The organism is Variovorax sp. PAMC28562 (assembly GCF_014303735.1).
In the GTDB taxonomy this organism is placed as follows: domain Bacteria; phylum Pseudomonadota; class Gammaproteobacteria; order Burkholderiales; family Burkholderiaceae_C; genus Variovorax.
On the sequence record NZ_CP060296.1, the window covers coordinates 1,890,383 to 1,916,425 of the forward strand.

The following is a 26,043-nucleotide window of genomic DNA, read 5'->3' on the forward strand; positions in this document are numbered from 1 at the left end:
CATGGCGCGGCTCAACTTTTTGCTGCTGCTCGCCGTGCTCGCCTCGGCGCTGTACCTGGTGCACACGCAGTACCTGTCGCGCCAGCTCTTCACCGAGTTCGACCGGGTGCAGAACGAAGCACGTCGCCTCGAGCTCGACAACGAGCGCCTGCAGGTAGAAAAGCGCGCGCAGGCCACGCCGCTGCGCGTCGAAAAGCTGGCCAAGGAGCAGCTGAAGATGCGCACCACCACGCCGGCCATCACGCAGTACGTGCGGCCCGACGGTTCGGTCATTCCTGCTGTGGTGCAAGCGCCGCCGCCGGTGCCGTCGTCCGCACCTTCCGCGACCACCGGCAAGAAGGAGCACTGATGCGCCGCAACAGCCGCAGCGTGCAATACGCATCGAGCCCCTTGCTGGCAAGCAAGACGCCGGTGTGGCGCAGCAAGTTCATCGTGGCCGGCATCGCTTTCGGCTTCGTCGTGCTGGCCGGCCGCGCTGCTTACGTACAGGTGTTCGACAACGCCTTTTTTCAGCGCCAGGGCGAGGTGCGATTCACCCGCACCCTCGAGCTGCCTGCGAGTCGTGGCCGCATCCTCGATCGCAACGGCCTGATCCTGGCATCGAGCGTCGAGGCGCCGAGCATCTGGGCGATTCCGGAAGACATCGAGCGCGACGATCCGGACGTCAAGGCCAAGTTGAAGCTGGCCGCGAAGCTGCTCGAGATGCCGCAGAAGGATTTCGACAAGAAGCTCGAAGACGAAGACAAGCAGTTCGTCTGGATCAAGCGGCAGGTCGACATGCCGATCGCCAAGCAGATCGCTGCGCTCAACATCAAGGGCCTGTACCAGCGCAAGGAATACAAGCGCCAGTACCCCGAAGGCGAAGCCGCCGCGCACGTCGTCGGCTTCACCAATGTCGAGGACAACGGGCAGGAAGGCATCGAACTCGAGTTCGACAAGCAACTGGCCGGCAAGGTGGGTTCGCGCCGCGTCATCAAGGACCGGCTCGGTCGTATCGTCGAAGGCGTCGGTGAGACCGTGCCACCGCTCGATGGCCGCGACATCCAGCTCAGCGTCGACAGCAAGGTGCAGTTCTTCGCCTACCAGAAGCTGCGCGACGCGGTGATCGCACGCAAGGCGAAGGCCGGCAGCGTGGTGGTGCTCGATTCGGTGACCGGCGAGGTGCTGGCGCTCGCGAATTACCCGAGCTACGTGCCCGACAAGCGCCAAAACCTGACCGGCGAGCAGTTGCGCAACCGCGCCATGACCGACACCTTCGAGCCCGGCTCGACCATGAAGCCGATCACCATCGGCATGGCGCTCGAAGCCGGCCGTGTCACGCCCAAGACCATCATCGAAACCGCGCCGGGTCGGTTCCAGATCGGCGGCTTCACCATCAGCGACACGCACAACTACGGCACGTTGACGGTCGAAGGCGTGATCCAGAAGTCGAGCAACGTGGGCGCGCTGAAGATCGCGCAGAAGATGCAGCCGCATGAAATGTGGGACACGTACACCGCGCTCGGCTACGGCCAGAAGCCGGTGATCCAGTTTCCCGGCGCGGTGACGGGCAGGTTGCGCCCGTGGAAGAGCTGGAAGCCGGTCGAGCAAGCCACCATGGCTTATGGCTACGGCCTGTCGGCATCGCTCTTTCAGATGGCGCACTCGTACACCTCGTTCGCGCACGACGGCATGGTCATCCCGACCACGATGCTGAAGTCCGACCAGCCCGCCGTCGGCGTGCGTGTGTTCTCCGCCGAGAACGCGCGCGCCGTGCGCCGCATGCTGCAGATGGCCGCTGCGCCCGGCGGCACTGGCCCGCTCGCGCAGACGGTCGGCTACTCGGTCGGCGGCAAGTCGGGCACCGCCCACAAGCAGGTCGGCAAGGGCTATGCGAGCAACAAGTACCGCGCATGGTTCACCGGCATGGCACCGATCGAGAAGACTCGGATCATCGTCGGCGTGATGATCGACGAACCCAGCGACGGCGTGTACTTCGGCGGCTTGGCCGCTGCGCCGGTCTTCAGCGAAGTGGTGCAGCAGACGTTGCGCATGATGAACGTGCCGCCCGATCTCGCAGTCAAGCCGCTGGTCACGACCAATGGCGTGGACGAGAGCTTCTGATGCCGATGACGATGCTCACCAACCCGGCCGAAGCGGCAACGTGGCTCAAGTCGCGCGTGCGCGGCGTGCTGCATGCCGACAGCCGGCCGGTCGGCGCGGGCGACGGCTTCATCGCCTGGCCCGGTGCGGCAACCGATGGCCGCAAGCATGTGGCGGCAGCGCTGGCGCAGGGCGCTGCGGCCTGCCTGGTCGAGCAGGAGGGCGTCGACGCTTTCGGGTTCGAAGACGATGCCATTGCCAGTGAAGCCATCGCCAGCTACGCAGGCCTGAAGGCGGCGACCGGCCCGATCGCCGCCGCCTACTACGAGGCGCCATCGCGCGTGCTCGACATCCTGGCCGTGACCGGCACCAACGGCAAGACATCCACCGCGTGGTGGCTGGCCGAGGCGCTGATGCAGGCGCGCAAGGCGCCGTGCGGTGTCGTCGGCACACTCGGCATCGGCGTGCCACCGGATCTGAACTACACCGGCCTGACGACACCCGACCCTGTCGTGTTGCAGCGTGAACTGCGCGGCTTCGTCGATCGCGGTTTTGGCGCCTGCGCTATCGAGGCGTCGTCTATCGGCATCGCCGAGCGACGTCTGGACGGCACGCGCATCGCTGTCGCCGTGTTCACCAATTTCACGCAGGACCACCTCGACTACCACGGCGACATGGACGCCTACTGGCAGGCCAAGGTCGAGCTATTTCGCTGGCCTGGCCTGCGAGCGGCGGTGGTCAATCTCGACGACGTGCACGGCGCGAGCCTGGTGGGCAATCTCGTCGAGGCCGGTGTCGGTTCGCTCGATGTGTGGACCGTGTCGGCTGCCGGCGCCCCCGCTCGATTGATGGCAAAAGACATCGGCTACGACGCGGCGGGATTGCAGTTTTCTGTGGTCGAGCAGGGTGCGCCGAACCAGCGGCTCGCGACCCAACTGATCGGCCAATACAACGTCGACAACCTGCTCGGCGTACTCGGCACCTTGCGCGCCCTGGGCGTGGGCCTGGCCGATGCTGTCGATGCCTGCCGCCACTTGAGCAGCGTGCCTGGCCGCATGGAGCGCATCAGCGTGCCGGGTCATCCACTCGCGGTGATCGACTACGCGCACACGCCCGACGCGCTCGACAAGGCGCTGGCCGGACTGCAGCCGCTCGCCCAGCAACGTGGCGGCGCGCTGTGGTGCGTGTTCGGCTGCGGGGGTGATCGCGACGCCCTGAAGCGGCCGCTGATGGCCGCCGTGGCCGAGACGCGCGCCGACCGGCTGGTCGTGACCAGCGACAACCCGCGCAGCGAAAAGCCAGGCTCGATCATCAGTCAGATCCTGCTCGGGCTGGCCAATCCTGATGCCGCGCAAGTCGAGGTGGACCGTGCCGCCGCCATTGCCGAAACGCTGGCGCAGGCGAAGCCCGAAGACGTCGTGCTGATCGCCGGTCGTGGTCATGAAGCGTGGCAGGAGATCGCCGGTGAACGCATCGCGTTTTCGGACCGCACGCATGCGGTCGACGCGCTCACGCGACGAGGTGCCGCATGAGCGCCGCGCCGATGCACTCGCCGATGATGACGTTGGGTCAGGTTCAGCAATGGCTGCCTGGGTCGAAGCTGATCGGTGACGCCGCCACGCCGATTCAGCGTGTGCACACCGACACCCGCACGCTGGGTGTGGGCGACTTGTTCGTCGCACTCAAGGGCGAGCGCTTCGACGCCAACGACTTCCTGGCCGATGCCAAGGCGGCCGGCGCGGTCGCAGCCATCGCGCGCGGTGGGCTAGAAGCCGCAGGCCTCGCGGGATTCGAAGTGCCCGACTCGCTCGCCGCACTCGGCGAGCTTGCCACCGGCTGGCGCTCGCAGTTCGAGCTGCCGCTGGTAGCGGTGACCGGTAGCAACGGCAAGACCACCGTCACCCAGATGATCGCGGCGATCCTGCTTGCGGCCTGCGACGATCGTGCGCTGGCCACCGCCGGCAACTTCAACAACGAGATCGGCGTGCCGCTCACGCTGCTGCGCTTGCGTGGTTGCCACACGCGTGCAGTCGTCGAACTCGGCATGAACCATCCGGGCGAGATCGCGCGCCTGGCCGCGATGGCGCGTCCGACCATCGCACTGGTCAACAACGCCCAGCGCGAGCACCAGGAATTCATGGCGACGGTGGAAGCCGTGGCGCAAGAAAACGGTGCCGTACTGACCGCGCTGCCGGCCAACGGTACGGCCGTGTTTCCGTTTGGCGATATCTTCACCGCGCTCTGGAGCGACCTGGCGCGAGCGGGTGCTTCGCGCCGCTGCCTGACATTTGGCGAGCACGAGAGTGCCGACATCGCGCTGCTGGCCGCCGACTGGCAAGACGGTGCCTGGCGCCTCGCGGCGCGCACGCCGATCGGGCCGCTGCAATGCACGCTGCGCATCGCCGGTCGGCACAACGTCATCAATGCCCTGGCGGCTATCGCCTGTTCGCTGGCGAGTGGCGTTTCGCTGGAAAAGATCGTCGAAGGGCTCGATGCGTTCGAGCCAGTGAAGGGGCGTTCGCGTGCCAGCGCGCTGCGGCTCGCGAATCAACAGGTGATTACGCTGATCGACGACACCTACAACGCCAACCCCGACTCCGTGCGCGCAGCTATCGAGGTGCTCTCGGCATTGCCGGGACCGCGCCTTCTGGTGATGGGCGACATGGGCGAGGTCGGCAATCAGGGTGCGGGCTTTCATGCCGAGGTGGGCGCCTGGGCGCGCCAGCGCGGCATCGAAACATTCTTTGCACTCGGGCAGGACTCGCGGCATAGCATCGACGCCTTCGATGCGCGGACCGACGTCACGCGCCGCCTGGTCGGCGAGCATTTCAGCGACATCGAAGCGCTCAACGCCGCAGTGCTCGCCGCGCTGCCGAACGTGGCCAGCGTGCTCGTCAAGGGCTCGCGCTTCATGCGCATGGAGCGCGTAGTGCAGGCCATAGAGGCAACGACCAAAACAACGAGCAACAACGAGGAGGCCGGACATGACGCATGAACCGCGCACGCACGCACCATGCTGATGAGCCTGGCCCAATGGTTGCAAACGCTGTCGCCCGAGTTCGGGTTTTTGCGCGTGTTCCAGTACCTGACGTTTCGGGCGCTAATGGCCGCGACCACTGCGTTGTTGATCGGCCTGGCGGTGGGCCCGTATGCCATTCGGCGTCTGACCGCACTCAAGATCGGGCAGCCGATTCGCGGCTACGGCATGGACTCGCATTTGACCAAGAGCGGCACGCCGACGATGGGCGGGGTGCTGGTGCTGTTCTCGATCGCCTTCGCGACGCTGCTGTGGTTCGACCTGTCGAACCGATTCGTCTGGATCGTGCTCTGGGTAACGCTGGGTTTCGGCGCCATCGGCTGGGTCGACGACTGGCGCAAGGTGGTGCGCAAAGACCCCGAAGGCATGCGCTCGCGCGAGAAGTATTTCTGGCAGTCGGTGGTCGGGCTGGTGGCCGGCTTCTATCTGCTCTTCAGCATTTCGGAAAGCTCCAATTGGCGCGTGGTCGAGTTGTTCTACGCCTGGGTGCGCTCGGGGTTCGACTTGAGCTTTCCGCCCAAGATCAATCTGCTGGTGCCGTTCTTCAAAGAGGTGAGCTACCCACTCGGCGGCATCGGCTTCGTCATCCTCACCTACCTCGTGATCGTGGGCTCCAGTAACGCGGTCAACCTGACCGACGGGCTCGACGGGCTGGCGATCATGCCGGTCGTCATGGTGGGCTCGGCGCTCGGCGTGTTCGCGTACGTCACGGGCAGCTCTGTGTACTCGCGCTACCTGCTGTTTCCGCACATCCCGGGCTCGGGCGAATTGCTGGTGTTCTGCTCGGCGATGGCCGGCGCGGGGCTCGCCTTCCTGTGGTTCAACACGCACCCCGCGCAGGTCTTCATGGGCGACGTCGGCGCGCTGGCTTTGGGCGGCGCGCTCGGCACCATCGCGGTCATCGTGCGGCAGGAAATCGTCTTCTTCGTGATGGGCGGCATCTTCGTGGTCGAAGCGATCTCGGTCATGGCACAGGTTACGTACTTCAAGTACACCAAGAAGCGCTATGGCGCCGGACGGCGCGTGCTCAAGATGGCGCCGCTGCACCACCACTTCGAAAAAAGCGGCTGGAAAGAGACGCAGGTCGTCGTGCGTTTCTGGATCATCACGATGCTGCTGTGCCTCGTCGGTCTGTCGACACTGAAGCTGCGCTAGACAAGAACCGATGAAGCACCTTCAAGATCTTCACGTGCTGGTTCTGGGCCTCGGTGCGTCCGGCCTGGCGATGGCGCGCTGGTGCGCGCGCCACGGCGCGCTCGTGACCGTCGCCGACACACGTGAAGCGCCGCCGCAACTTGCGACGCTGCAGCAGGATGTGCCCGCCGCGACCTTCGTCGGCGGCGCGTTCACTGCAGCGCTGGTCGAGGGTACGCCGGTGCGTGCGGTGTATCGCTCGCCGGGGCTGTCGCCGGAAGCGATCGCGCCGGTCGCCGATGCGGCGCGCGCGATGGGCCTGCCGGTCGCCGGTGAACTCGACCTGTTCGCGCAGGCGCTCGCCGATCTGCGCATCGCGCCGGACGTGCCTGAAGTGCCTGTCGAGGAAGCCGAAGCCGGCGAACAGACGGACGACGACGTTGAGGCTGATCTCGAAGTTGCCGTCGCGTTGGCCGAAGACGATGAAGAAGCTGCCGTAGCGCCGTTGGCCGTCATCGTTCCGCCCGAAGCGCTCAAAGGCTACACACCCGCCGTACTCGCTGTCACCGGCACCAACGGCAAGACGACCGTCACCGCGCTCACAGGTCAACTGGTCGAGCGCGCCGGCAAGACGGTCGCGGTTGCCGGCAACATCGGCCCGACACTGCTCGACACGCTGGCTGCGCACATGGATGCCGACACGCTGCCGCAGGTGTGGGTGCTCGAACTCTCCAGCTTCCAGCTCGACGGCGTACAGGGCTTCGAGCCGACCGCTGCCGTCGTGCTCAACGTCACGCAAGACCACCTTGACTGGCACGGCGACATGGTGGCCTATGCGGCTGCCAAGGCGCGTGTTTTCGGCGCACGTGGCCCGATGATCCTGAATCGCGACGACGCCACGGTGATGGCGATGTTGCCGCCGCCCGTGCGGGCCAAGCTGCAGCGCCCGCAAGTGCGCGCGCATGTGACCTTCGGCGGCACCATGCCGCTGCGTCCGGGCGACTACGGCATCGAGCAGATCAACGGCATGGGTTGGCTGGTGCGTGCACTCGAAGCCGACGAAACGCAAAAGCGCAAACGTGGTGCGGCGGTCGAAGAAGAGATCTTCATGCAGCGCCTGATGCCGGCCAACGCGCTGCGCATTCGCGGCCAGCACAACGCGCTCAACGCGCTCGCAGCACTGGCGCTCGCCACCGCGGCCGGCTGCCAGCTTGCGCCGATGCTCTACGGCCTGCGCGAGTACCGCGGCGAGCCGCACCGCGTCGAGTCGATCGCCACCGTGGACGAAGTCGAGTACTTCGACGACAGCAAGGGCACCAATGTCGGTGCAACCGTGGCCGCGCTCAATGGCCTCGGTGTCGAGCGCAAGCTGGTCGTGATCCTCGGGGGCGAGGGCAAGGGGCAGGACTTTTCGCCGCTCGCCGAACCGGTGCGCAACTTCGCGCGTGCCGTGGTGCTGATCGGGCACGACGCGCCACTCATCACCGAGGCACTCGCGTCTACCAACGTGCCCTTGGTCCAGGCCGCATCGATGGACGAAGCTGTGCAGCTCGCAGCCCGTAGCGCGCGGCCGAGCGATGCGGTGCTGCTGTCGCCGGCGTGCGCCAGCTTCGACATGTTCCGCGACTACGGCCACCGTGCGGCGGTGTTCCGCGACGCGGTGCAGGCGCTGGCCGATATGCCGCGCGAAACTTCGGGAGCGCCGGCATGAACACCAGTTCCGCGACGTTGCACACTTCCGATGCCGCACCGGGCCGTTTCGGCGGCTGGTTCGGCCGTGCAAAACGCAGCATCGATGCGTTGCCGATCCATCTGCCGGTGCATCTCGGCAGCGCCGGCACCACGCAAACCAAAGCCGCGCCGATGCGCGTGCTCGGCTTCGACCAAGCGCTGGTCTGGGTCACGATTGCCCTGCTCGCATGGGGCATGGTGATGGTCTATTCGGCGTCCATCGCGCTGCCCGACAACCCGCGCTTCATCCGCCAGGGTTACGGCCCCTACTTCTTTTTGACGCGCCACATCGCCTCGCTGATCGTCGCCTTCATCGCCGCATTGCTGACCTTCCAGATACCGATGAAGACCTGGGAGCGCGTTGCGCCCTGGCTGTTCGTCGTCTCGCTGCTGCTGCTGGTGGCGGTACTCATTCCGCACGTCGGCATCAGCGTCAACGGCGCGCGCCGCTGGTTGCCGCTGGGCTTCATGCGCTTCCAGCCGTCGGAGCTCGCCAAAGTCGCGATGGTCTTGTATGCCGCCAGCTACATGGTGCGCAAGATGGAAATCAAGGAGCGCTTCTTTCGCGCCGTGTTGCCGATGGGAATTGCAGTCGTGGTGGTCGGCATGCTGCTGCTGGCCGAGCCCGACATGGGCGCCTTCATGGTGATCGCCGTCATCGCGATGGGCATCCTGTTTCTGGGTGGCGTCAACGCACGCATGTTCTTCGTGATCGCCATGCTGGTGGTGGTGGCCTTCGCCTCGATCGTGGCGTCGAGTTCATGGCGCCGCGAGCGCATCTTCGCGTACCTCGACCCGTGGAGCGAGCACAACGCGCTCGGCAAGGGCTACCAGCTGTCGCATTCGCTGATCGCTATCGGCCGCGGCGAGATCTGGGGCGTCGGTCTGGGCGGCAGCGTCGAAAAACTGCACTGGTTGCCGGAAGCGCACACCGACTTCTTGCTGGCTGTCATCGGCGAAGAGTTCGGCCTGGTCGGCGTGCTGCTCGCCATCGGCCTCTTCTTGTGGCTGACGCGCCGAGTCATGCACATCGGCCGCCAGGCCATCGCGCTCGACCGCGTGTTCTCCGGCCTGGTCGCGCAGGGCATCGGCATCTGGATCGGGTTTCAGACTTTCATCAACATGGGCGTGAACCTGGGCGCATTGCCGACCAAGGGCCTCACGCTGCCGTTGATGAGCTTCGGTGGTTCGGCCATTCTGTTCAACCTGATCGCGCTGGCTGTGGTGCTGCGCATCGACTACGAGAACCGCGTGCTGATGCGCGGCGGTCGCGTATGAGCGCAGTCATCCATCGCACCGCGCTGGTGATGGCCGGCGGCACCGGAGGACACATCTTTCCGGGACTGGCCGTGGCCGAAGCCTTGCGCACGCGCGGCTGGAACGTGCATTGGCTCGGCGCGCCGGGCAGCATGGAAGAAAAGCTCGTGCCACCGCGCGGCTTCGCTTTCGAGCCGGTGCAGTTTGGCGGTGTCCGCGGCAAAGGTCCGCTCACCTTGCTGCTGTTGCCCATGCGCCTGTTGCGTGCCTTGCTGCAAAGTATCGCGGTGCTGCGCCGCGTGCGGCCCGACGTGGTGGTCGGCCTCGGTGGCTACATCACTTTCCCGGGCGGCCTGATGAGCGTGCTGCTCGGCAAGCCGCTGGTGCTGCACGAACAGAACTCGGTGGCTGGCCTCGTCAACAAGGTGCTGGCGAGCGTTGCCAACCGCGTTTTCACCGCGTTCCCCAATGTGTTGAAGAACGCGACGTGGATCGGCAACCCGCTGCGCGAGGCCTTCCTGCAGCAACCGGCGCCCGCCCAGCGTTTTGCCGGCCGCAGCGGGCCGCTCAAGTTGTTGGTGGTCGGCGGCAGCTTGGGCGCCAAGGCGCTCAACACCATCGTGCCGAAAGCGCTCGCAATGATCGCGCCGGCCGTTCGGCCGACCGTCGTACATCAGAGCGGCGCCAAACAGATAGACGAGCTGCGTGCCAACTACGCGGCCGCCGGCGTGCGGGGCGAACTCACACCCTTCATCGAAGACACCGCTCGTGCCTATGCCGATGCCGACCTCATCGTCGCGCGTGCCGGCGCTAGCACCGTGACTGAAATCGCGGCCGTCGGCGCAGCAGCGCTGTTCGTGCCTTTTCCTTCGGCGGTGGACGACCACCAGACCACCAACGCGCACTTTCTTGTCGACGCGGGCGGCGGCTGGATCGTTCAACAATCTGAACTGACCCCTGAATTGCTGGCCGACTTGCTACAAAAAACCGAACGCGCCACGCTGGTGGACAAAGCTTCGAGGGCGAAGACGATGCAGAAAACCGAGGCTGTCGAAGCAGTCGTGCGCGCCTGTGAAGAACTCGCCGCGAAGCGGGCGGAGAAGAAGTCTTTGAAGAAGGAGGCTCGCCCATGAAGCACGCCATTCGTCACATCCATTTCGTCGGTGTCGGCGGTGTCGGCATGAGCGGCATCGCAGAGATATTGCTGAACCTCGGCTACCGCATTTCGGGCTCCGACCTGTCCGACAGCGCCACGCTCAAGCGGCTGGCGAGCCTCGGCATCACGACCTTCGTCGGGCACGACGCGTCGAACATCGCCGGCGCCGATGCGGTGGTCACGTCGACCGCCGTGCAGGCCGACAACGCCGAAGTGCTGGCCGCGCGCGAGAAGCGCATTCCGATCGTGCCGCGTGCTTTGATGCTGGCCGAGCTGATGCGCCTGAAGCAGGGCATCGCCATCGCCGGCACGCATGGCAAGACGACAACGACGAGCCTGGTCGCGAGCGTGCTCGCCGCCGCGGGGCTCGACCCGACCTTCGTCATCGGCGGTCGCTTGAACAGCGCGGGCGCCAACGCCAAGCTCGGGAGCGGCGACTACATCGTGGTCGAGGCCGACGAGTCGGACGCTTCGTTTCTGAACTTGCTGCCGATCATGGCGGTGGTCACGAACATCGACGCCGACCACATGGAGACCTACGGGCACGATTTCGCGAAGCTGAAAAAAGCCTTTGTCGATTTCCTGCACAAGATGCCGTTCTACGGCGTTGCCATCCTCTGCACCGACGACGAAGCGGTGCGCACCATCGTGACCGAGGTGTCGTGCCCGGTGACCAGCTACGGCTTCAACGAAGACGCGCAAGTGCGCGGTGTGAACGTGCGTGCCGTCGGCGGCCAGATGCACTTCACCGCGCAGCGCCGCAACGGCATCACGCTGCCGGACCTGGACATCGTGCTGAACCTGCCGGGCGAGCACAACGTGCTGAACGCGTTGTCTGTCATCGCGGTCGCGGTCGAGCTCAACGTGCCAGACGAAGCGGTGCAGCGCGGCCTGGCCGACTTCAAGGGCGTGGGCCGCCGCTTCCAGAGCTACGGCGATGTGCCGGTGCAGGCCGTGCAAGGCACGCACGCCACCGGCAGCTTTACCGTCATCGACGACTACGGGCACCACCCGGTCGAGATGGCCGCGACCATCGCCGCGGCGCGCGGTGCCTTCCCCGGCCGCCGGTTGATGCTGGCGTTTCAGCCACATCGCTACACCCGCACGCGCGATTGCTTCGAAGACTTCGTCAAAGTCATCGGCCAGGCCGATGCCGTGTTGCTCGGCGAGGTCTATGCCGCGGGCGAACAGCCCATCGTCGCCGCGGACGGTCGCTCGATGGCACGTGCACTGCGGGTTGCCGGCAAGGTCGAGCCGGTGTTCGTCGACGACATCCTCGCGATGCCGCGAGCCATTCTGGACAATGCGCGCGAAGGCGATGTCGTGATCTGCATGGGAGCCGGATCGATCGGCGCGGTGCCGGGCAAGGTTGTCGAACTCGGCGGTGGCGCAGCGGGTGCCGTGCCGGCCAAAGACGAGCGCTTCACGCGCGAAGGACGGGCGCTATGAACCTCTTTCACGAACCGGCTGCTTTCGGCAAGGTCGCCGTGCTCTTCGGCGGCACCTCGGCCGAGCGCGAGATCTCGAACTTGTCGGGCGCCGGCGTGTTGCAGGCGCTGCAATCGCGCGGGGTCGATGCGCACGCGTTCGATCCGTCGGTGCGTGAGCTGGTCGCGCTCAAGCACGAAGGCTTCGCGCGCTGCTTCATCGCGCTGCACGGTCGCCATGGAGAAGACGGCACGGTGCAGGGCGCGCTGGAACTGCTCGGCATTCCGTACACGGGCTCGGGCGTGATGGCTTCGAGCGTGGCGATGGACAAGGTCATGACCAAGCGCATCTGGCAAGCCGATGGCCTGCCGACGCCCAAGTACGTACGGCTGGCGTTCGATCAGCAAAGCCGCGAGCAGATTCGCGCCGTGCCCGATGTGTTGGGCCTGCCGCTCATCGTCAAGCCGCCACGCGAAGGCTCGTCCATCGGCGTGACCAAGGTCAGGGGTTATTCGGAAATGCAGGACGCGGTGTCGTTGTCCGCGAAGTACGACACCGATGTGCTGTGCGAGGAATTCATCGAGGGCGAAGAAGTGACCTGCGCGTTGCTCGGCCATGGCCTCGATGCGGAAGCGTTGCCGGTGGTGCGCATCGCCGCACCCGAAGGCGCCTACGACTACCAGAACAAGTACTTCACCGACGATGTCAAGTACCACTGCCCGAGCGGCCTGCCCGAAGCCGAAGAGCGCCACGTTCAGCAGATCGCGCTGGCGGCTTACCGCACGCTCGGGTGCCGCGGCTGGGGCCGTGCCGACGTGATGATTCGCGCCAGCGACCGCAAGGCGTTTCTGCTGGAGATGAATACGTCGCCCGGCATGACCACGCATTCGCTGGTGCCGATGTCGGCGCGCGCCGCAGGCATCGACTACCCCGACTTGTGCCTGCGCATCCTGGCGTCGGCTTCGCTCGATTCGAAGGGAGTGCATTGATGGCAGATGCGCTCCCCGTGCCGTTCGACGTCAAGATCATGAACATCACCGCGACGCTCATGTTCGCGCTGGTGGCCGTCATGTTGCTGGCGGCGGGCGCGTGGTGGGTGCTGCGTCAGCCGTTCTTCCCGATCGCGGCGATCAAGGTCGACGGCGAGGTGACGCACAACAACGCCATCACGCTGCGCGCCAACGTCGCGCCGCAACTGGCGGGCAACTTCTTCACCGTCGATCTGGCCAAGGCCCGGACGGCATTCGAGTCGGTGCCATGGGTCCGCAAGGCGGTGGTGCGGCGCGAGTTCCCCGACAAGCTGCGTGCCACGTTGACCGAACAAGTGCCGGTCGCGCACTGGGGCGAAGAAGCCGATTCGAAACTGGTCAACGGCTTCGGCGAGGTGTTCGAAGCCAACGTCGCCGAGGTCGACGATTCGCTGCCGCGCCTGCAAGGGCCCGGCGACAAGGCCGGCCCTGTCCTCGGGATGTACCGCGTACTCGAGCCGCTGTTCGCGCCCTACGACCTGGTCATCGACGAGCTCGCGCTGTCGAGCCGTGGCAGCTGGGAAGCCACGCTCGACACCGGCGCCGTGATCGAACTCGGCCGCGGCCAGAGCGAGGAAGTGGCGGCACGGACCCAGCGGTTCTTGAAGACCGTGACGCAGGTCGCGGGCCAGTACGGCCGCTCGCTCTCTTCTGTCGAGAGTGCCGACCTGCGACACAACGATGCTTACGCGCTGCGCTTGCGCGGCGTCACCACGGGCGCGCCCGAACCGAAGCCTGCTGCAGCGGCCAAGCCAACGGCCAAACCTGCAGCCAAGCCTTCGGTCAAGCCGGCCCCCAAGAAGAATTAAAGAACACCGAGGACATCTTCCATGCCCAAAGAATACAAAGACCTCGTCGTCGGACTCGACATCGGCACTGCCAAGGTGATGGTGGTGGTGGCCGAAGTGCTGCCGGGGGGCGAGCTCAAGCTGGCCGGGCTCGGCGTCGCGCCCAGCAACGGCCTGAAGCGCGGCGTGGTCGTCAACATCGACGCCACGGTGCAGAGCATCCAGCAGGCGCTGAAAGAGGCCGAGCTGATGGCCGACTGCAAGATCACCCGGGTCTATACCGGCATCACCGGCAGTCACATCCGCGGCATCAACTCCAGCGGCATGGTGGCGGTCAAGGACAAGGAAGTAACGCCCGCCGACGTCGCCCGCGTGGTCGAGACGGCACGTGCGATCAACATCTCCAGCGACCAGCGGCTGCTGCTGGTCGAGCCGCAGGAATTCGTGATCGACGGCCAGGATGTGAAGGAGCCGATCGGCATGAGCGGCATGCGGCTCGAAGCCAAGGTGCACATCGTGACCGGTGCCCAGAGTGCGGCCGAGAACATCATCAAGTGCGTGCGCCGCTGTGGCCTGGAAGTCGACCAGCTCATGCTGAATCCACTGGCCTCGAGCCAGGCGGTACTGACCGAAGACGAGCGCGAACTGGGCGTGTGCCTGGTCGACATCGGCGCCGGGACGACCGACGTCGCGATCTTCACCAACGGCGCGATCCGTCACACCGCGGTGATCCCGATCGCCGGCGACCTGATCACCAGCGACATCGCGATGGCGCTACGTACCCCGACGAAGGACGCGGAGGACATCAAGGTCGAGAACGGCTACGCCAAGCAACTGCTGGCCGACCCGGACACGCAAGTCGAGGTACCCGGCCTGGGCGACCGCGGCCCGCGCATGTTGAGCAAGCAGGCGCTGGCCGGCGTGATCGAGCCGCGTATTGAAGAGATCTTTCAGCTGGTGCAGCAGGTGATCCGTGAATCCGGCTACGAAGAAGTGCTGTCGTCGGGCATCGTGCTCACCGGCGGTAGCGCAGTCATGCCCGGCATGGTCGAACTCGGCGAAGACATTTTCCTGAAGCCAGTCCGGCGCGGCATTCCGAAGTACTCGAGTGCGCTGTCGGACATGGTCGCTCAGCCGCGCGCCGCAACCGTCATGGGTCTGCTCGAAGAAGCCCGCTTCGCACGCATGCGGGGCTTCAAGGTGGCGCAAAAGAACGGTTCGGTAAAAACTGCTTTCGGACGTTTCAAAGACTTCATCGTGGGGAACTTCTGACCATGAAGCACCGTCCACTCTGGCTCGCACGCGCCGGGCCCCCTCGTCATTTCAACGAGCGATGGCGACGCACCGGGCCGCCATCCTGACGCCATCCGGTGACTCGCTAGATCTCAAAAGAATTCATCCCCTAAACAAACGGCAACTGCAAATTCACGGAGTTAAAAAATGGCCATCGAAATGATCGAAGTCGAAGAATTCAACCAGGGCACGCAGATCAAGGTGATCGGTGTCGGCGGCGGCGGCGGCAACGCGGTCGCCCACATGATGGAGCGCGGCGTTCAGGGTGTGCAGTTCGTCTGCGCCAACACCGACGCGCAGGCGCTCACGCGCAGCAACGCGCACAAGATCATCCAGCTCGGCACCAGCGGCCTCGGCGCCGGCAGCAAGCCCGACCGGGGCCGTGAAGCCGCCGAAGCCGCGGTGGACGACATCCGCGCGGCCATCGACGGCGCGCACATGCTCTTCATCACCGCCGGCATGGGCGGCGGCACGGGCACCGGCGCGGCGCCCGTGATCGCGCGCATTGCCAAGGAGATGGGCATCTTGACCGTCGGCGTGGTCACCAAGCCCTTCGACTGGGAAGGCGGTCGCCGCATGACCAACGCCGATGCCGGCCTGGCCGAGCTCGAAGCCAATGTCGATTCGTTGATCGTCGTGCTGAACGAAAAGCTGCTGGATGTGCTGGGCGACGACATCACGCAGGACGAAGCCTTCGCGCACGCCAACGACGTGCTGAAGAACGCCGTCGGCGGCATCTCGGAAATCATCAACGAGTACGGCGGCGTCAACGTCGACTTCGAAGACGTGCGCACCGTGATGGGCGAACCGGGCAAGGCCATGATGGGCACCGCTGCGGCGGCCGGCCCGGACCGTGCGCGCATCGCAGCCGAGCAGGCCGTTGCTTGCCCGTTGCTCGAAGGCATCGACCTGTCGGGCGCCAAGGGCGTGCTGGTTCTTGTGACGGCATCCAAGGGCTCGCTCAAGCTGAACGAATCGAAGCTCGCGATGAACACCATCCGCGCCTACGCCTCGCCGGATGCGCACGTGATCTACGGCGCGGCGTACGACGAAACGCTGGGCGACGAAATGCGCGTGACCGTGGTCGCCACCGGCCTGTCGCGGCAAGACGCGCGCCGTCAGGCGCCGACGCTGGAGGTCATCCGCACCGGCATGGGCACGGGCACCGATGGTCCTTTCAACGTGCCGACGCTGGGTGGCATGGGCCAGACCGGCGCGCACGGCAAGCCCAACTACGAAGGCATGGCCGTGCCGAGCGTGTGGCGCACCAACCGCACCATGGCCGCGGCCAAGGTCGATGCGTTGTCTTCGGGCGGCATGGACGACTTCGAAATCCCCGCTTTCCTCCGCCGCCAGGCGGATTGATCACGGCAAAAGCGGCGTGAGTTCAACGTGACTTCCGCGTGACTATTGCGGACATAGCCAGGCGCACGGCGCGCCTGGCGCCTAGCGCTTCTAGAATCGCTGTCGTGTTGCAACAACGAACGCTCAAGACCATCAGCCGCGCCGTCGGCGTGGGGCTGCACAGCGGACAACGCGTCGAGTTGACGCTGCGGCCGGCGCCGGTCGATACGGGCATCGTCTTCAGACGCACCGATTTGCCCGAGCCCGTCGAGATCCGCATGACGGCCGAAGCGGTGACTGATACGCGGCTGGCCTCGACCATTTCGACCGGGGGCGCCAAGGTGCAAACGGTCGAGCACCTGATGTCGGCCTGTGCCGGGCTGGGCATCGACAATCTTTACATCGACATCACTGCCGACGAGGTACCGATCCTCGACGGCTCGGCGTCGTCCTTCGTTTTTTTGCTGCAAAGCGCAGGCATCGAACTGCAGAAGGCGGCGCGCAAGTTCATTCGCGTCACGCGCAAGGTCGAAGTGCGCGAGGGCGAGGGCGCCAACGAGAAGTGGGCGTCGCTCGAACCCTTTCATGGCTACAAACTCGCCTTCCAGATCGACTTCGATCACCGGGTCGTGAACCTGATGGGTCAGCGCTTCGAGTTCGACCTGGGCAGCGGTTCTTACAGCCGAGACATCGCACGGGCCCGCACCTTCGGCTTCACCAAAGAGGTCGAGTACATGCGCAGCAAGGGCCTGGCGCTCGGCGGCGGTCTCGACAACGCCATCGTGATGGACGACACCAAGGTGCTGAACGCGGGCGGTCTCCGCTACGACGACGAACTGGTCAAGCACAAGATCCTCGACGCGATGGGCGACCTTTACATCGTCGGTCATCCGCTGCTGGCGTCTTACACGGCGTTTCGTTCAGGCCATGCCATGAACAACAAGCTGCTGCGCGAACTCATCTCCCACAAGGACGCGTGGGAGATCGTGACGTTCGACGACGTGAAGAAGGCTCCGGCCGGCTTCGCGGAAGTCGAACGCGCCTGGTAGGCGACGGGTCGCGACCGTTTTTCGAGCGCCACCATCGATGCTGCTTTTTCGCTGGGCTATCCTGCTTTTCCTGCTGATGGCGGGCGTGTCTTTTGCGTTCTACGCGGGCACCGGCCAGGTCAAGTACCGCCGCTTCGGCTGGATCGTTTTGAAGTGGACATTGCTCGCTGCGTTCGGCTTCTTCGCCGTGTTGATCGCTGAGCGCGTGGCCTGAGCGGCGCTCTGCACCGGCTGCGAACCGCTTGAGCGTCAGCCCGTACGTCGCGCCCGCGCGTTCGACACCGCGACCAGGATCAGGCCCAGCACCACGAAGCACACCAGCAGCCCTAACGCATTGAGCAGCGCCTGGCCGTAGCCGATGGCCAGCACGTCGATGAACGGATACGGATACGACTGCAGCACTTCGCCTCGCAACAGCGCGTAGGCGAGGTAGCCGACCGGGTACAGGCACCACACCAGCGGCGCCCACCACGGCAGGCGATGGCTCGGAAGCACCAGCAGCCAGTGCAGGAAGAAAAGGATCGGCATCACGTAGTGCAGCAGCATGTCTGCGATCCACTGCATGCCTTGCGGCGCCCAGACGTGGCGCAGCAGCAGGTGGTAGACGATGCCGACGACCAGGATGCTGGTGACGGCGCAGCCCTGGACCATGGGCCTCGCCGCGAAGCGTCCGATGGTGGAGTCGGGCGCCACGAGGGGCAGCAGCAGTGCCAGCGCGACAAAGAGATTGGTCAGCACCGTGAAGTAACCGAGGTAGATCACGATGCCCATCAGCGCCGGCTTGCCGCTCGCGGCGGTCATGCCGACCGACAGGTTCAGCTGCAACAGCAGGGCGAACCACGCGATGATGCAAAGAGCGAAGCTGGACTGGCGTGCGGTGGGCGTCATGGGTGCGTTGTGTTCGAAGGCCGTGGATCGGCGGTTTGTCTGCTGCTCATCGGCTGCGGCCGGCGCGATATTGACCGCTGGGCGGTTGCGAACCCGTCGCTTCGGCCAGCCGCGCCAGCGATCGCCCGACGTGGGCGTGCGTGATCGCGATGCCGAGTGCATCGGCCGCATCGCTGCCGGGCAGGCCCGGCAAGTTGAGCAAGCGCTTGACCATTTCCTGCACTTGCGTCTTGGCTGCATTGCCATGGCCCGCCACGGCCTGCTTCATCTGTAGCGCGGTGTACTCGGCCACGCTGAGGTTGCAGGTGACGAGTGCCGTGATGCAGGCGCCGCGTGCCTGGCCCAGCAGCAGCGTCGATTGAGGATTGACGTTCACGAACACGATCTCGACCGCCGATGCATCGGGCTGGTAGCGCGCCGCCACTTCACCGATGCCGTCGAACAGCACCTTGAGACGCGCCGGCAGGTTGGTTCGCTCCAGATGCTTGGTGCTGATGGTGCCGCTCGCGACGTAGCTCAGCGTCTGGCCGGCGACATCGACCACGCCGAAGCCGGTGGTCTGCAGGCCGGGGTCGATGCCGAGGATACGCATGAAAAAACAGTGTCGGGTGCTGCGGCTAGACGCCGAAGTACCAGCGCACCGAATGAAAGAACACAGGCGCCGCGAAGCACAGTGCATCGACGCGGTCGAGCAGCCCGTTGGCGCCGGTCACGCCCATGCCCTTCGGACCCCAGTTGGGAATGCCGCGGTCGCGCTTGAGCGCCTTCATGACGAGGTGCCCCATCGACCCGGCGACGCAGGCGATCAACGACATCGCCAGCGCCTGGCCGTAGCCGAACGGCGTGATGAAAGACATCAGCGCGCCGACCACGCTCGCGATCGCCATGCCGACCGCCCAGCTGACCCAGTTGAAGCTCCGGCTCACGTTGGGCGCGAACGGTTCACGCTGTAGCCAGCGCCACATCCTGGGGCCTGCATCGAGCGGCGAGTAGGCGAAGCGGCGCGCGATCAAGTGCTGCACCACCATGCAGGTCTGCACCACGAACACCAGAAAGAACACGAGAAACGCGCTCTTGCCTTCGAAGCCCGGGAACGACAGCAACAGCAGTGCCGGCACGTGGCTCATGCCGTAGACACAGACCGTGATGCCCCACTGCAGCTTGGCGTTGCGTTCGAGAAACTGGTGGGGATCGTTCGACAGCGCGCTCACCACCGGAATGGCAAGGAATACGTAGACCGGGATGAACACGGTGAAGAGGTCGAAGCGCGCCGTCGCGACCAGAATGAACTGGATCGGCAGCACCACGAAAAATGCCAGGATCAAACTGCGGTGATCGCCGCGCCGCGTCGGCGACAGCGTGATGAACTCTCGCAGCGCCAGGAACGAGATCAGTGCGAAGAGCAGCGTGGCGACGCCCTCTCCGAGCGCCCAGCCGATCCAGAACATGACCACCATGAACCAGGTGGTGCTGAGCAGTTGCTGAAAGACCTTGAGCTCGCGTCGCCACGATTCGCTGTGCATCGCGTTGCGCCGTTCGCGCAGGCTGATCAAAAAGGTGACGGTGCTGACGATGGCGAGCACGCCGAACACCAGGAGGAAGAGGGCGGCGACCTGATGGGCCGGCGAAAGGTCGCGCAAGAACTGGTTCATCTCGATGGGGGATCGATGGCTGGATCAAACACTGCGCAGCGCGACGACCGCATCACGTGCGCGATCGAGAAACGGCCGGCGCTCTTCGCCTTCTTCGAGCCGGATGGGCGCGCCGAAGGTGACCGAACACAGGATCGGCACCGGCACCACTTCGCCCTTGGGCATGACGCGCTGGATGTTGTCGATCCAGGCCGGCACCAGCACCACGTCGGGAAACAACTGCGCCAGCGTGAAGAGGCCCGACTTGAACTTTTGCGGTTCGCCGGTATGGCCGCGCGTGCCTTCGGGGAAGATGATGATCGAGTCGCCGCTGGTGAGGGCTTCGATCAGCGGAGCGAGCGGGTCGGCGGCTTCCGCTGCGGGCGAGGCGATCGCATCGGATGCTGTTGCTGTTGCTGCCGATGAAGCCGACGCGTCGGGCTCTGTCCCCGGCAATGCAATCAGAGGCAGTTGAACCGCCTTGACCGCGAAGGCCGCCGGTGCCGGTGGCGGCACCTGGATCATGAACGGCTCGATCGGGTCCATCGAGGGTTCGATGCGCTCGGTCGGTATGAGGGTTGGAACGGCAGGCTTGGTGGATGCCGATGCGGCCGGCGCAGAAGGCACTACCGGTGCTCCGCCGCGCTCCACGTACACCGCGTTGAACACCTCGGTCGTGATCCAGCGCTTGAACGGCGTGTTGGCCCAGTAGTCGCGCGCCGCGATGGGCCGCGTGATGCTGCGCAGCTCTTCGGGCAGGGCCGCCCAGATCATCACCAGGTCGGCGTGGCTCTGATGATTGGCAAAGTAAATGCGCTGTTCGGCCTTGGGCGGGCATCCGTACCAGCGTGCCTGTGCCCCGGTCAATAACCGCACCACTCCCAACAACAACCAACCCGTCAACTTCGCCAGCATGGGCGCGATGATAAGGGGCGGTACCGTTCAGGGCAGGTCGGCGGACGGCATGCGCGAGACGATCGTCGCAGCGCGGCCGCTGATGTAGGGCGAGCCGGGTCGGCGCTCGAAGAACTTGGGGCTCGGCAGCATCACCGCCAGCCGTGCGGCCTCGCTGGCGCTGAGGCGCGACGCGGACTTGTTGAAGTAGCGCTGCGATGCCGCTTCTGCGCCGAACACGCCTTCGCCCCATTCGACGCTGTTCAGGTACAGCTCCAGGATGCGCTGCTTGCTCAAGAGCGCTTCCAGCACCGTCGCGAGCATCAGCTCCTGACCCTTGCGCAGAAGGGTGCGTTCGCCCGAAAGAAAGAGGTTCTTGGCGAGCTGCTGAGTGATGGTCGAGCCACCGCGCAGCTTGGCAGTTTGCGGCGACTTGCCGCGCGCGATGGCGGCGGCGGCGCGCCGTGCCGCAATCTCTTCAGCCTTGGCGTTGCGCTGGCGGGCCCGTTCGATGGCTTCCCATTCGACGCCCTGGTGGTAGATGAACTCACCGTCTTCGCTGGCGATGACCGCGCGCTTGAGCGTGTCGGAAATCTGCGCGTACGGCACCCAGCGTTGCTGCCAGGCGCGGTCGCCGGCGCGGCCCCCGCTCGCGTCCCCGTTGCTGCGTCCACGTGTCGCGATCTGCCAGGCTTCGGAGCGCTGGAAAGCTGTCGACTGTGGATCGATCACGGCCATCAACGCGATGCGCGCGACAAAAAACAACTGCAGCGCGATGGTCGCGACGATGAGGCACATGAGCCAGGTGAAGAAAGCGCGCATTGGTTGAGCTGCTCAGCCGACCAGCGCACGCAGTTCAGCGAGCACCTGCGCCGCCGGCGGTCGCACGCCACGCCAGATGTCGAAGGCTTCCGCCGCCTGTTCGACCAGCATGCCGAGGCCGTCTCGCGGCACCGCATCGTGCGCGCGCGCCCATGCCATGAAGCCGGCGGTCGAGGGCCCGTACATCATGTCGACGGCCAAGGTGCCGCGCTTCAATACGCTGGCCGCAACAGGCACCTCGCCACCCGCCAGGCTAGACGCCGTGGCGTTGACGACGACGTCGAAAGCGCCGCCGATGGTGTGCAGCGCCTGCGCTTCCAGGCTCGCGTGATGCTGGAGCGCCAACACTGCATGCCGCTGAACCAGCGTGACGGCTTTGGCGAGCGTGCGGTTGGCGACGACGACGCGTCGCGCACCGGCTTCGAGGATCGGGCCGAGCACGCCGGCCGAGCCGCCGCCGGCGCCGATCAGCAGCACATCGCGACCTGCGAGCGCCACGTCGGCGTTGCGTTGAATGTCGTTCACCAGGCCGATGCCGTCGGTGTTGTCGCCATGCACGCCATCCTTGCGAAAGCTCAACACATTGACCGCTTGCGCCAGCGAGGCGCGCGGCGTCACATGCTGCGCGAGCCGCGCCGAGTCGAACTTGAACGGCACGGTGATGTTGCAGCCACGTGCTGTGCCAGAAGTGTCGGCACGAAACGCCGACACCGCTGCATCGAATCCACCCATCGGTACCAGCCGGCGCTCATAGCGCAAGGCCTGTCCAGTGAGCTCCGCAAAGCGCGCATGAATCCACGGCGAGCGGCTGTGCTCGATCGGGTTGCCCATCACGCAGTACAGGTCCATGGCGGTTTCGGGCGGCCTGGCTCGATGCGATTACTTGGACGACAGCTCGGTCGTCTCGTCGCGCGTGAACTTGAAGCGCGACGGCAACGCGATCTGGTCGGTCTGCTTGCGCATCGCGTCGGTGAAGCGGCCGAAGCTCCCGATGCTTCGCACGATGGCCTGCGCACGCCGATCGAGCAACGCGTTGCCGGAGCTCTCGACGATCTCGGTGCTCACGATGCTTCCGTCGAAGTTGACGGTGACCAGCATCGTCAGCTGGCCGTACATCTTCTTGCCGGCCGCTTCAGGGAAGTTTTCGGTGCCGCGCTGCTCGATTTGGCGTCGCAGTGCGTCGACGTAGGCGGCGTACGCGGCCTCTCGGGTGGCCGGGCTGATGTAGCGCTTCTTGGGTCGCGCGTTTTCTTCGTTGACCCGGCGTTCGATCTCGGCCAGCAGGTTGACCAATTGCTTGCGCTTCTCTTCGCGCGCCGCGGCCTCGCTCGGGTTGCCGCTGTGGCGCGGATCGGGCAGCGGCATGGCAGCCAGCTGCTGCTTGATCTGGGTGAGCAGCATCATCTGCTGCGCCTGCATGGCCTCGACCTCGCGCTGCGCATCTTCGGTGGCGTCGCCGATGGCGCGGAACTCGCTCGGCGGCAACGGGCTGGTGGCACGCCCTTTTTCGAGGTCGCCGCCACCAGACAGCGACGCTTGCGCAATCGCGGTGGCTTTGTCGGGCTTCTCGTTGCTGCGCGCATTGACCAGAATCACTTCGAGAGGCGTCTCGCTGAAGACGCGATTGAAGGCTTCAGGGTCGACAAACCGCACGGTGAGCAGTACAGCGTGCGCCAGGACCGAAAGCCCCAACGCGATCTGCAGCGTGCTCAGGTCCTTGAGGTTCATTTCGCTGCGCTCATGCTCATGCGGGTGCGTTCTCCGCTGCCTTTTCTGGTGCTGCCTCGCCGTCGCTCATGTCGACCGCGATGGCGATCGGGCCGGCGACTTCGTCGTCCTCTTCGCCCGATTCTTCTTCCATGTCAGCCGCCACCACATCGAGCCGCTCGAGCACGGTGCCGTTCACGTCGAGGGCGATCTCGTCGATCTCGCCGAGCTTGACGCGCAGGTGCGCACCGCGTTCCTGCTGGCCGGCCACCGGAAACACCAGCGGCAGCGAATCGGCCCGAACCAGGGCGCCGTTCTGGATGTCCTTGACGACGGTCACGGTCAGTTCGGTGATGCCTTGCTGCTGCAAATACTTGAGCGTCCAGAAGCGCTCCATGCCGCCCTGGTAGCCGTTGTAGGTCGCATAGGCGGCATCGAAGCCCGACAGGATCGAGAACAAGTCGGCGTCCTTCGGCTTGAAGGGCGCAGCCAGCGCGGCTGTCTTGCCGTGGCGTGCCGCCGCGATGATCTGCCACTGGTTCACCAGGTCGGTGTAGCGGCGCAGTGGTGAGGTGCTCCATGCATAGCTCTTCACGCCCAGGCCGGCGTGCGGCAGCGAGCGCGTGCCCATCCGCACCTTGATGCCCGGCGCCATGCTGGCCTGGCTGCGGTACAGGCCCGGCACGCCGAGTTCGCCCAGCCAGGCGCCCCAGGTGCTGTTGGCCAGGATCATCGCTTCCGACACGATCAGGTCGAGCGGCGCGCCGCGTTGCCGCGTAGTGATCGTCACCTGCTCGCTGCCTTGCGGCTCGCCATCGTTTCCGATCAGGCGGAAGTTGTAGTCGGGTCGGTTGAAGTTCTCGGGCTTACCACGAACCACCTCACGCTGCGCTTTCAGGTGCTTCGCGAGGCGGAACAGCACCGACAACGGACCGCGTAAACGTGCAGCAGCCTCTGGGGTGTCCGAGCTGACGAACGACGCGTCTTCGAGCCACGGCTGCGTGACCACCGTGTCGAGTTGATCGTGCCGCAGGTTGGCAACGATCGGAACGCGTTCGAGCTTGGTCTCGGTGCTTCGCAATTCGAGCGTGGCTTCGTCGAAGGTGGCGTAGAGCGACACGGCCGGCCGGTTGCTGCCTTCGAGCAGCGTGTAGGCATCGACCACCGCGTCGGGCAGCATCGTGATCTTGTAGCCGGGCATGTACACCGTCGACATGCGGTTGCGCGCCACCTGGTCGATGGCGCCGCCGGGCACCAGCGCCAGGCCGGGGGCGGCGATGTGCACGCCGACAACCAGGGTGCCACTGCCGATGCCCTGCACCGAGAGCGCATCGTCGATTTCGGTCGTCTGCGAATCGTCGATCGAAAAGGCTTCGACCGTGGCCACCGGCAAGTCGTCGACGATGGCCGGTGCCTGCAGCGCCGGGAAGCCCGTGCCTTTGGGGAAGTTCTCGAAGAGGAAGCGGCGCCAGTGAAACTGGTACGGCGAATCGATGGCGCCTGCACGCTCCAGCAGGTCGAGCGGCGCCAGTTGCGCGGCACGCGATGCGTCGACCACCGCTTTGTACTCGGACGCGTTCTTGTCGGGCTTGAAGAGGATCTTGTAGAGCTGCTCGCGCACCGGCTGCGGGCACTCGCCGGACACCAGCTGCGCCGCCCATTCGCCGATCTGCGCCAGCACCAGCTTCTTCTTTTCGATGCCGGCCAGGGCGGCTTGAACGATGTCGTCCGGCGCTTTTTTGAAGCGGCCCTTGCCGGCGCGGCGGAAGTAGTGCGGTGCATCGAACAGCGCGAACAGCGCGGCACCCTGCTGCGCCAGCGTCGGCTTGTCGCTGAAGTAATCGGATGCGAGGTCGGTGAAGCCGAACTCGCCTTCGGACGCGAATTCCCAGGCCAAGTCGAGGTCCATGGTGGCAGCGAGCGTTCGCGATTCCGCGATCAGCTCGGCCGGCGACGGCTTCTCGAAGCGCAGCACGATGGCCGCGCTCTTGACCTTGAGCCGCTTACCGGTGTCGAGCTCGACCTGCGCCGACGCTTCGGCCTCCGACAGTACGCGGCCGCCGAGGTACTTGCCGGCTTCTTCAAACAATACAAACATAGTCCAATTATCAACGCCGGCCGGAGCCGTCCGGCACCGGGTATGCGCTGCGCCTGGTCTAGATCGGGTCGACGAAGCGCATCACTTCGTCCAGGTGCGACTCAGCGAAATCCGACAGCGCGTGGTCGCCGCCTTCGATCAGCTTGACGCGGCTGCCGGGATAGCGCGCCGACATTTCCCTCCAATCGAGTACCTCGTCGCCCTTTGCGACGATCGCTAGCGCGCGTTCTGGCCGGGTCAGCGTGCCGACTTCGAGCGCGCGCAATTCGTCGATGTACTCGGGCTTGAAATAGAAGTGCTCGGTCGGGTCGTGCCAGCTGGTCTGCTCGCCGATGTAGCGCGACAGGTCGCGAGCGGGATGCACCGCCGGGTTCAGCAGGACCACGCGGCTGCGCGTCATGCCCGCCACGTAGGTCGCGTAGAAACCGCCGAGCGACGAGCCGATGACGGCCATCGATTCGCGCGGCCAGTCGGCGATGCCTTTCATGACCACGTCCATCGAATCGTGCGGCGACGGCGGCAATTGCGGCGCCCAGAAATGCACCTTGGGATGGCGCTGTGCCACCCGCTGCGCGACCAGCCGCGCCTTGGCGGACTGCGGAGAAGAGCGGAAGCCGTGGAGGTAGAGAAGATGGGTCGTGGGCATCAGACGCATGGGGGTGATTTACAGGTTGAT

The 26,043-nt window shown here is 65.5% G+C and carries 24 protein-coding genes; 15 read left to right on the top strand and 9 right to left on the bottom strand.

From position 1 onward, the window contains the following. The first annotated feature begins 1 nt into the window (after position 1). From ftsL to H7F36_RS09090, 15 genes are all read left to right on the top strand, one after another. The gene (ftsL, locus tag H7F36_RS09020) at positions 2–349 is read left to right on the top strand and encodes a cell division protein FtsL (RefSeq protein ID WP_187054347.1); all 348 of its coding nucleotides are present in this window, start codon (positions 2–4) and stop codon (positions 347–349) included. After that, complete coding sequence (locus H7F36_RS09025) at positions 349–2,103, top strand: peptidoglycan D,D-transpeptidase FtsI family protein (protein ID WP_187054348.1); 1,755 nt, start codon at positions 349–351, stop codon at positions 2,101–2,103. The genes ftsL and H7F36_RS09025 overlap by 1 nt, the downstream gene beginning before the upstream one ends. 5 nt (positions 2,104–2,108) lie before the next feature. Next, positions 2,109–3,614, top strand: coding sequence for a UDP-N-acetylmuramoyl-L-alanyl-D-glutamate--2,6-diaminopimelate ligase (locus tag H7F36_RS09030; RefSeq protein WP_187054878.1), 1,506 nt, complete (start codon positions 2,109–2,111; stop codon positions 3,612–3,614). After that, entirely contained in the window at positions 3,611–5,077 is a 1,467-nt protein-coding gene (gene murF, locus H7F36_RS09035; protein ID WP_261802548.1) for a UDP-N-acetylmuramoyl-tripeptide--D-alanyl-D-alanine ligase, read from the top strand. The genes H7F36_RS09030 and murF overlap by 4 nt, the downstream gene beginning before the upstream one ends. Positions 5,078–5,095: 18 nt before the next feature. Then, positions 5,096–6,274 (top strand): phospho-N-acetylmuramoyl-pentapeptide-transferase, encoded by a 1,179-nt coding sequence (gene mraY / locus H7F36_RS09040; RefSeq protein ID WP_187054349.1) that lies wholly within the window; start codon positions 5,096–5,098, stop codon positions 6,272–6,274. 10 nt (positions 6,275–6,284) lie between these two features. Further along, a complete protein-coding gene (gene murD / locus H7F36_RS09045; RefSeq protein ID WP_187054350.1) occupies positions 6,285–7,964 on the top strand; it encodes a UDP-N-acetylmuramoyl-L-alanine--D-glutamate ligase in 1,680 nt (559 codons plus the stop codon). Beyond that, positions 7,961–9,262 carry a putative lipid II flippase FtsW gene (gene ftsW, locus H7F36_RS09050; RefSeq protein WP_187054351.1) on the top strand — a complete coding sequence of 434 codons (1,302 nt, stop codon included), beginning with the start codon at positions 7,961–7,963 and terminating at the stop codon, positions 9,260–9,262. The genes murD and ftsW overlap by 4 nt, the downstream gene beginning before the upstream one ends. Beyond that, positions 9,259–10,374, top strand: a complete 1,116-nt coding sequence (murG, locus tag H7F36_RS09055) for an undecaprenyldiphospho-muramoylpentapeptide beta-N-acetylglucosaminyltransferase (protein ID WP_187054352.1) — start codon at positions 9,259–9,261, stop codon at positions 10,372–10,374. The genes ftsW and murG overlap by 4 nt, the downstream gene beginning before the upstream one ends. Continuing rightward, the gene (gene murC / locus H7F36_RS09060; RefSeq protein WP_187054353.1) at positions 10,371–11,846 is read left to right on the top strand and encodes a UDP-N-acetylmuramate--L-alanine ligase; all 1,476 of its coding nucleotides are present in this window, start codon (positions 10,371–10,373) and stop codon (positions 11,844–11,846) included. Before murG ends, murC begins: the two co-directional genes overlap by 4 nt. Then, positions 11,843–12,814 carry a D-alanine--D-alanine ligase gene (locus H7F36_RS09065; protein WP_187054354.1) on the top strand — a complete coding sequence of 324 codons (972 nt, stop codon included), beginning with the start codon at positions 11,843–11,845 and terminating at the stop codon, positions 12,812–12,814. Before murC ends, H7F36_RS09065 begins: the two co-directional genes overlap by 4 nt. Beyond that, entirely contained in the window at positions 12,814–13,662 is an 849-nt protein-coding gene (locus H7F36_RS09070; protein ID WP_187054355.1) for a cell division protein FtsQ/DivIB, read from the top strand. Before H7F36_RS09065 ends, H7F36_RS09070 begins: the two co-directional genes overlap by 1 nt. Before the next feature lie 21 nt (positions 13,663–13,683). Further along, complete coding sequence (gene ftsA / locus H7F36_RS09075; RefSeq protein WP_187054356.1) at positions 13,684–14,913, top strand: cell division protein FtsA; 1,230 nt, start codon at positions 13,684–13,686, stop codon at positions 14,911–14,913. A 168-nt stretch (positions 14,914–15,081) separates the two neighbouring features. Further along, complete coding sequence (gene ftsZ / locus H7F36_RS09080) at positions 15,082–16,299, top strand: cell division protein FtsZ (protein WP_187054357.1); 1,218 nt, start codon at positions 15,082–15,084, stop codon at positions 16,297–16,299. 104 nt (positions 16,300–16,403) lie between these two features. After that, on the top strand, positions 16,404–17,327 hold the full coding sequence (gene lpxC, locus H7F36_RS09085) for a UDP-3-O-acyl-N-acetylglucosamine deacetylase (protein WP_187054358.1): 924 nt from the start codon (positions 16,404–16,406) through the stop codon (positions 17,325–17,327). Positions 17,328–17,364: 37 nt separating this feature from the next. After that, entirely contained in the window at positions 17,365–17,541 is a 177-nt protein-coding gene (locus H7F36_RS09090) for a hypothetical protein (protein WP_187054359.1), read from the top strand. Positions 17,542–17,576: 35 nt separating this feature from the next. Here the strand turns inward: H7F36_RS09090 and H7F36_RS09095 are convergent, their stop codons facing one another. The 9 genes from H7F36_RS09095 to H7F36_RS09135 are packed head-to-tail and all read right to left on the bottom strand — an operon-like array spanning position 17,577 to position 26,013. After that, positions 17,577–18,215, bottom strand: coding sequence for a Pr6Pr family membrane protein (locus H7F36_RS09095; RefSeq protein WP_187054360.1), 639 nt, complete (start codon positions 18,213–18,215; stop codon positions 17,577–17,579). 46 nt (positions 18,216–18,261) lie between these two features. Next, positions 18,262–18,807: a crossover junction endodeoxyribonuclease RuvC gene (gene ruvC / locus H7F36_RS09100; RefSeq protein WP_187054361.1), complete on the bottom strand. Its 546-nt coding sequence runs from the start codon at positions 18,805–18,807 to the stop codon at positions 18,262–18,264. Positions 18,808–18,832: 25 nt separating this feature from the next. Further along, positions 18,833–19,867 (bottom strand): phosphatidate cytidylyltransferase, encoded by a 1,035-nt coding sequence (locus tag H7F36_RS09105; protein ID WP_187054362.1) that lies wholly within the window; start codon positions 19,865–19,867, stop codon positions 18,833–18,835. Between the two features lie 24 nt (positions 19,868–19,891). Continuing rightward, a complete protein-coding gene (locus tag H7F36_RS09110) occupies positions 19,892–20,761 on the bottom strand; it encodes a lysophospholipid acyltransferase family protein (protein WP_187054363.1) in 870 nt (289 codons plus the stop codon). A 27-nt stretch (positions 20,762–20,788) separates the two neighbouring features. Beyond that, positions 20,789–21,562 (bottom strand): transglycosylase domain-containing protein, encoded by a 774-nt coding sequence (locus tag H7F36_RS09115; protein ID WP_187054364.1) that lies wholly within the window; start codon positions 21,560–21,562, stop codon positions 20,789–20,791. Between the two features lie 12 nt (positions 21,563–21,574). After that, entirely contained in the window at positions 21,575–22,411 is an 837-nt protein-coding gene (gene aroE / locus H7F36_RS09120; protein WP_187054365.1) for a shikimate dehydrogenase, read from the bottom strand. 30 nt (positions 22,412–22,441) lie between these two features. Continuing rightward, positions 22,442–23,290: an energy transducer TonB gene (locus H7F36_RS09125; RefSeq protein ID WP_187054366.1), complete on the bottom strand. Its 849-nt coding sequence runs from the start codon at positions 23,288–23,290 to the stop codon at positions 22,442–22,444. Between the two features lie 16 nt (positions 23,291–23,306). Next, positions 23,307–25,367: a ribonuclease catalytic domain-containing protein gene (locus H7F36_RS09130; protein ID WP_187054367.1), complete on the bottom strand. Its 2,061-nt coding sequence runs from the start codon at positions 25,365–25,367 to the stop codon at positions 23,307–23,309. Between the two features lie 58 nt (positions 25,368–25,425). Further along, complete coding sequence (locus tag H7F36_RS09135) at positions 25,426–26,013, bottom strand: YqiA/YcfP family alpha/beta fold hydrolase (protein ID WP_187054880.1); 588 nt, start codon at positions 26,011–26,013, stop codon at positions 25,426–25,428. Between the last annotated feature and the right edge of the window lie 30 nt (positions 26,014–26,043).

Excerpts from the sequence above, each read along its gene's own strand:
- ftsL (WP_187054347.1), top strand. The coding sequence starts at position 2 with ATGGCGCGGCTCAACTTTTTGCTGCTGCTCGCCGTGCTCGCCTCGGCG.
- H7F36_RS09025 (WP_187054348.1), top strand. The coding sequence starts at position 349 with ATGCGCCGCAACAGCCGCAGCGTGCAATACGCATCGAGCCCCTTGCTG.
- H7F36_RS09030 (WP_187054878.1), top strand. The coding sequence starts at position 2,109 with ATGACGATGCTCACCAACCCGGCCGAAGCGGCAACGTGGCTCAAGTCG.
- murF (WP_261802548.1), top strand. The coding sequence starts at position 3,611 with ATGAGCGCCGCGCCGATGCACTCGCCGATGATGACGTTGGGTCAGGTT.
- mraY (WP_187054349.1), top strand. The coding sequence starts at position 5,096 with ATGCTGATGAGCCTGGCCCAATGGTTGCAAACGCTGTCGCCCGAGTTC.
- murD (WP_187054350.1), top strand. The coding sequence starts at position 6,285 with ATGAAGCACCTTCAAGATCTTCACGTGCTGGTTCTGGGCCTCGGTGCG.
- ftsW (WP_187054351.1), top strand. The coding sequence starts at position 7,961 with ATGAACACCAGTTCCGCGACGTTGCACACTTCCGATGCCGCACCGGGC.
- murG (WP_187054352.1), top strand. The coding sequence starts at position 9,259 with ATGAGCGCAGTCATCCATCGCACCGCGCTGGTGATGGCCGGCGGCACC.
- murC (WP_187054353.1), top strand. The coding sequence starts at position 10,371 with ATGAAGCACGCCATTCGTCACATCCATTTCGTCGGTGTCGGCGGTGTC.
- H7F36_RS09065 (WP_187054354.1), top strand. The coding sequence starts at position 11,843 with ATGAACCTCTTTCACGAACCGGCTGCTTTCGGCAAGGTCGCCGTGCTC.
- H7F36_RS09070 (WP_187054355.1), top strand. The coding sequence starts at position 12,814 with ATGGCAGATGCGCTCCCCGTGCCGTTCGACGTCAAGATCATGAACATC.
- ftsA (WP_187054356.1), top strand. The coding sequence starts at position 13,684 with ATGCCCAAAGAATACAAAGACCTCGTCGTCGGACTCGACATCGGCACT.
- ftsZ (WP_187054357.1), top strand. The coding sequence starts at position 15,082 with ATGGCCATCGAAATGATCGAAGTCGAAGAATTCAACCAGGGCACGCAG.
- H7F36_RS09090 (WP_187054359.1), top strand. The coding sequence starts at position 17,365 with ATGCTGCTTTTTCGCTGGGCTATCCTGCTTTTCCTGCTGATGGCGGGC.
- H7F36_RS09095 (WP_187054360.1), bottom strand. The coding sequence starts at position 18,215 with ATGACGCCCACCGCACGCCAGTCCAGCTTCGCTCTTTGCATCATCGCG.
- ruvC (WP_187054361.1), bottom strand. The coding sequence starts at position 18,807 with ATGCGTATCCTCGGCATCGACCCCGGCCTGCAGACCACCGGCTTCGGC.
- H7F36_RS09105 (WP_187054362.1), bottom strand. The coding sequence starts at position 19,867 with ATGAACCAGTTCTTGCGCGACCTTTCGCCGGCCCATCAGGTCGCCGCC.
- H7F36_RS09110 (WP_187054363.1), bottom strand. The coding sequence starts at position 20,761 with ATGCTGGCGAAGTTGACGGGTTGGTTGTTGTTGGGAGTGGTGCGGTTA.
- H7F36_RS09115 (WP_187054364.1), bottom strand. The coding sequence starts at position 21,562 with ATGCGCGCTTTCTTCACCTGGCTCATGTGCCTCATCGTCGCGACCATC.
- aroE (WP_187054365.1), bottom strand. The coding sequence starts at position 22,411 with ATGGACCTGTACTGCGTGATGGGCAACCCGATCGAGCACAGCCGCTCG.
- H7F36_RS09125 (WP_187054366.1), bottom strand. The coding sequence starts at position 23,290 with ATGAACCTCAAGGACCTGAGCACGCTGCAGATCGCGTTGGGGCTTTCG.
- H7F36_RS09130 (WP_187054367.1), bottom strand. The coding sequence starts at position 25,367 with ATGTTTGTATTGTTTGAAGAAGCCGGCAAGTACCTCGGCGGCCGCGTA.
- H7F36_RS09135 (WP_187054880.1), bottom strand. The coding sequence starts at position 26,013 with ATGCCCACGACCCATCTTCTCTACCTCCACGGCTTCCGCTCTTCTCCG.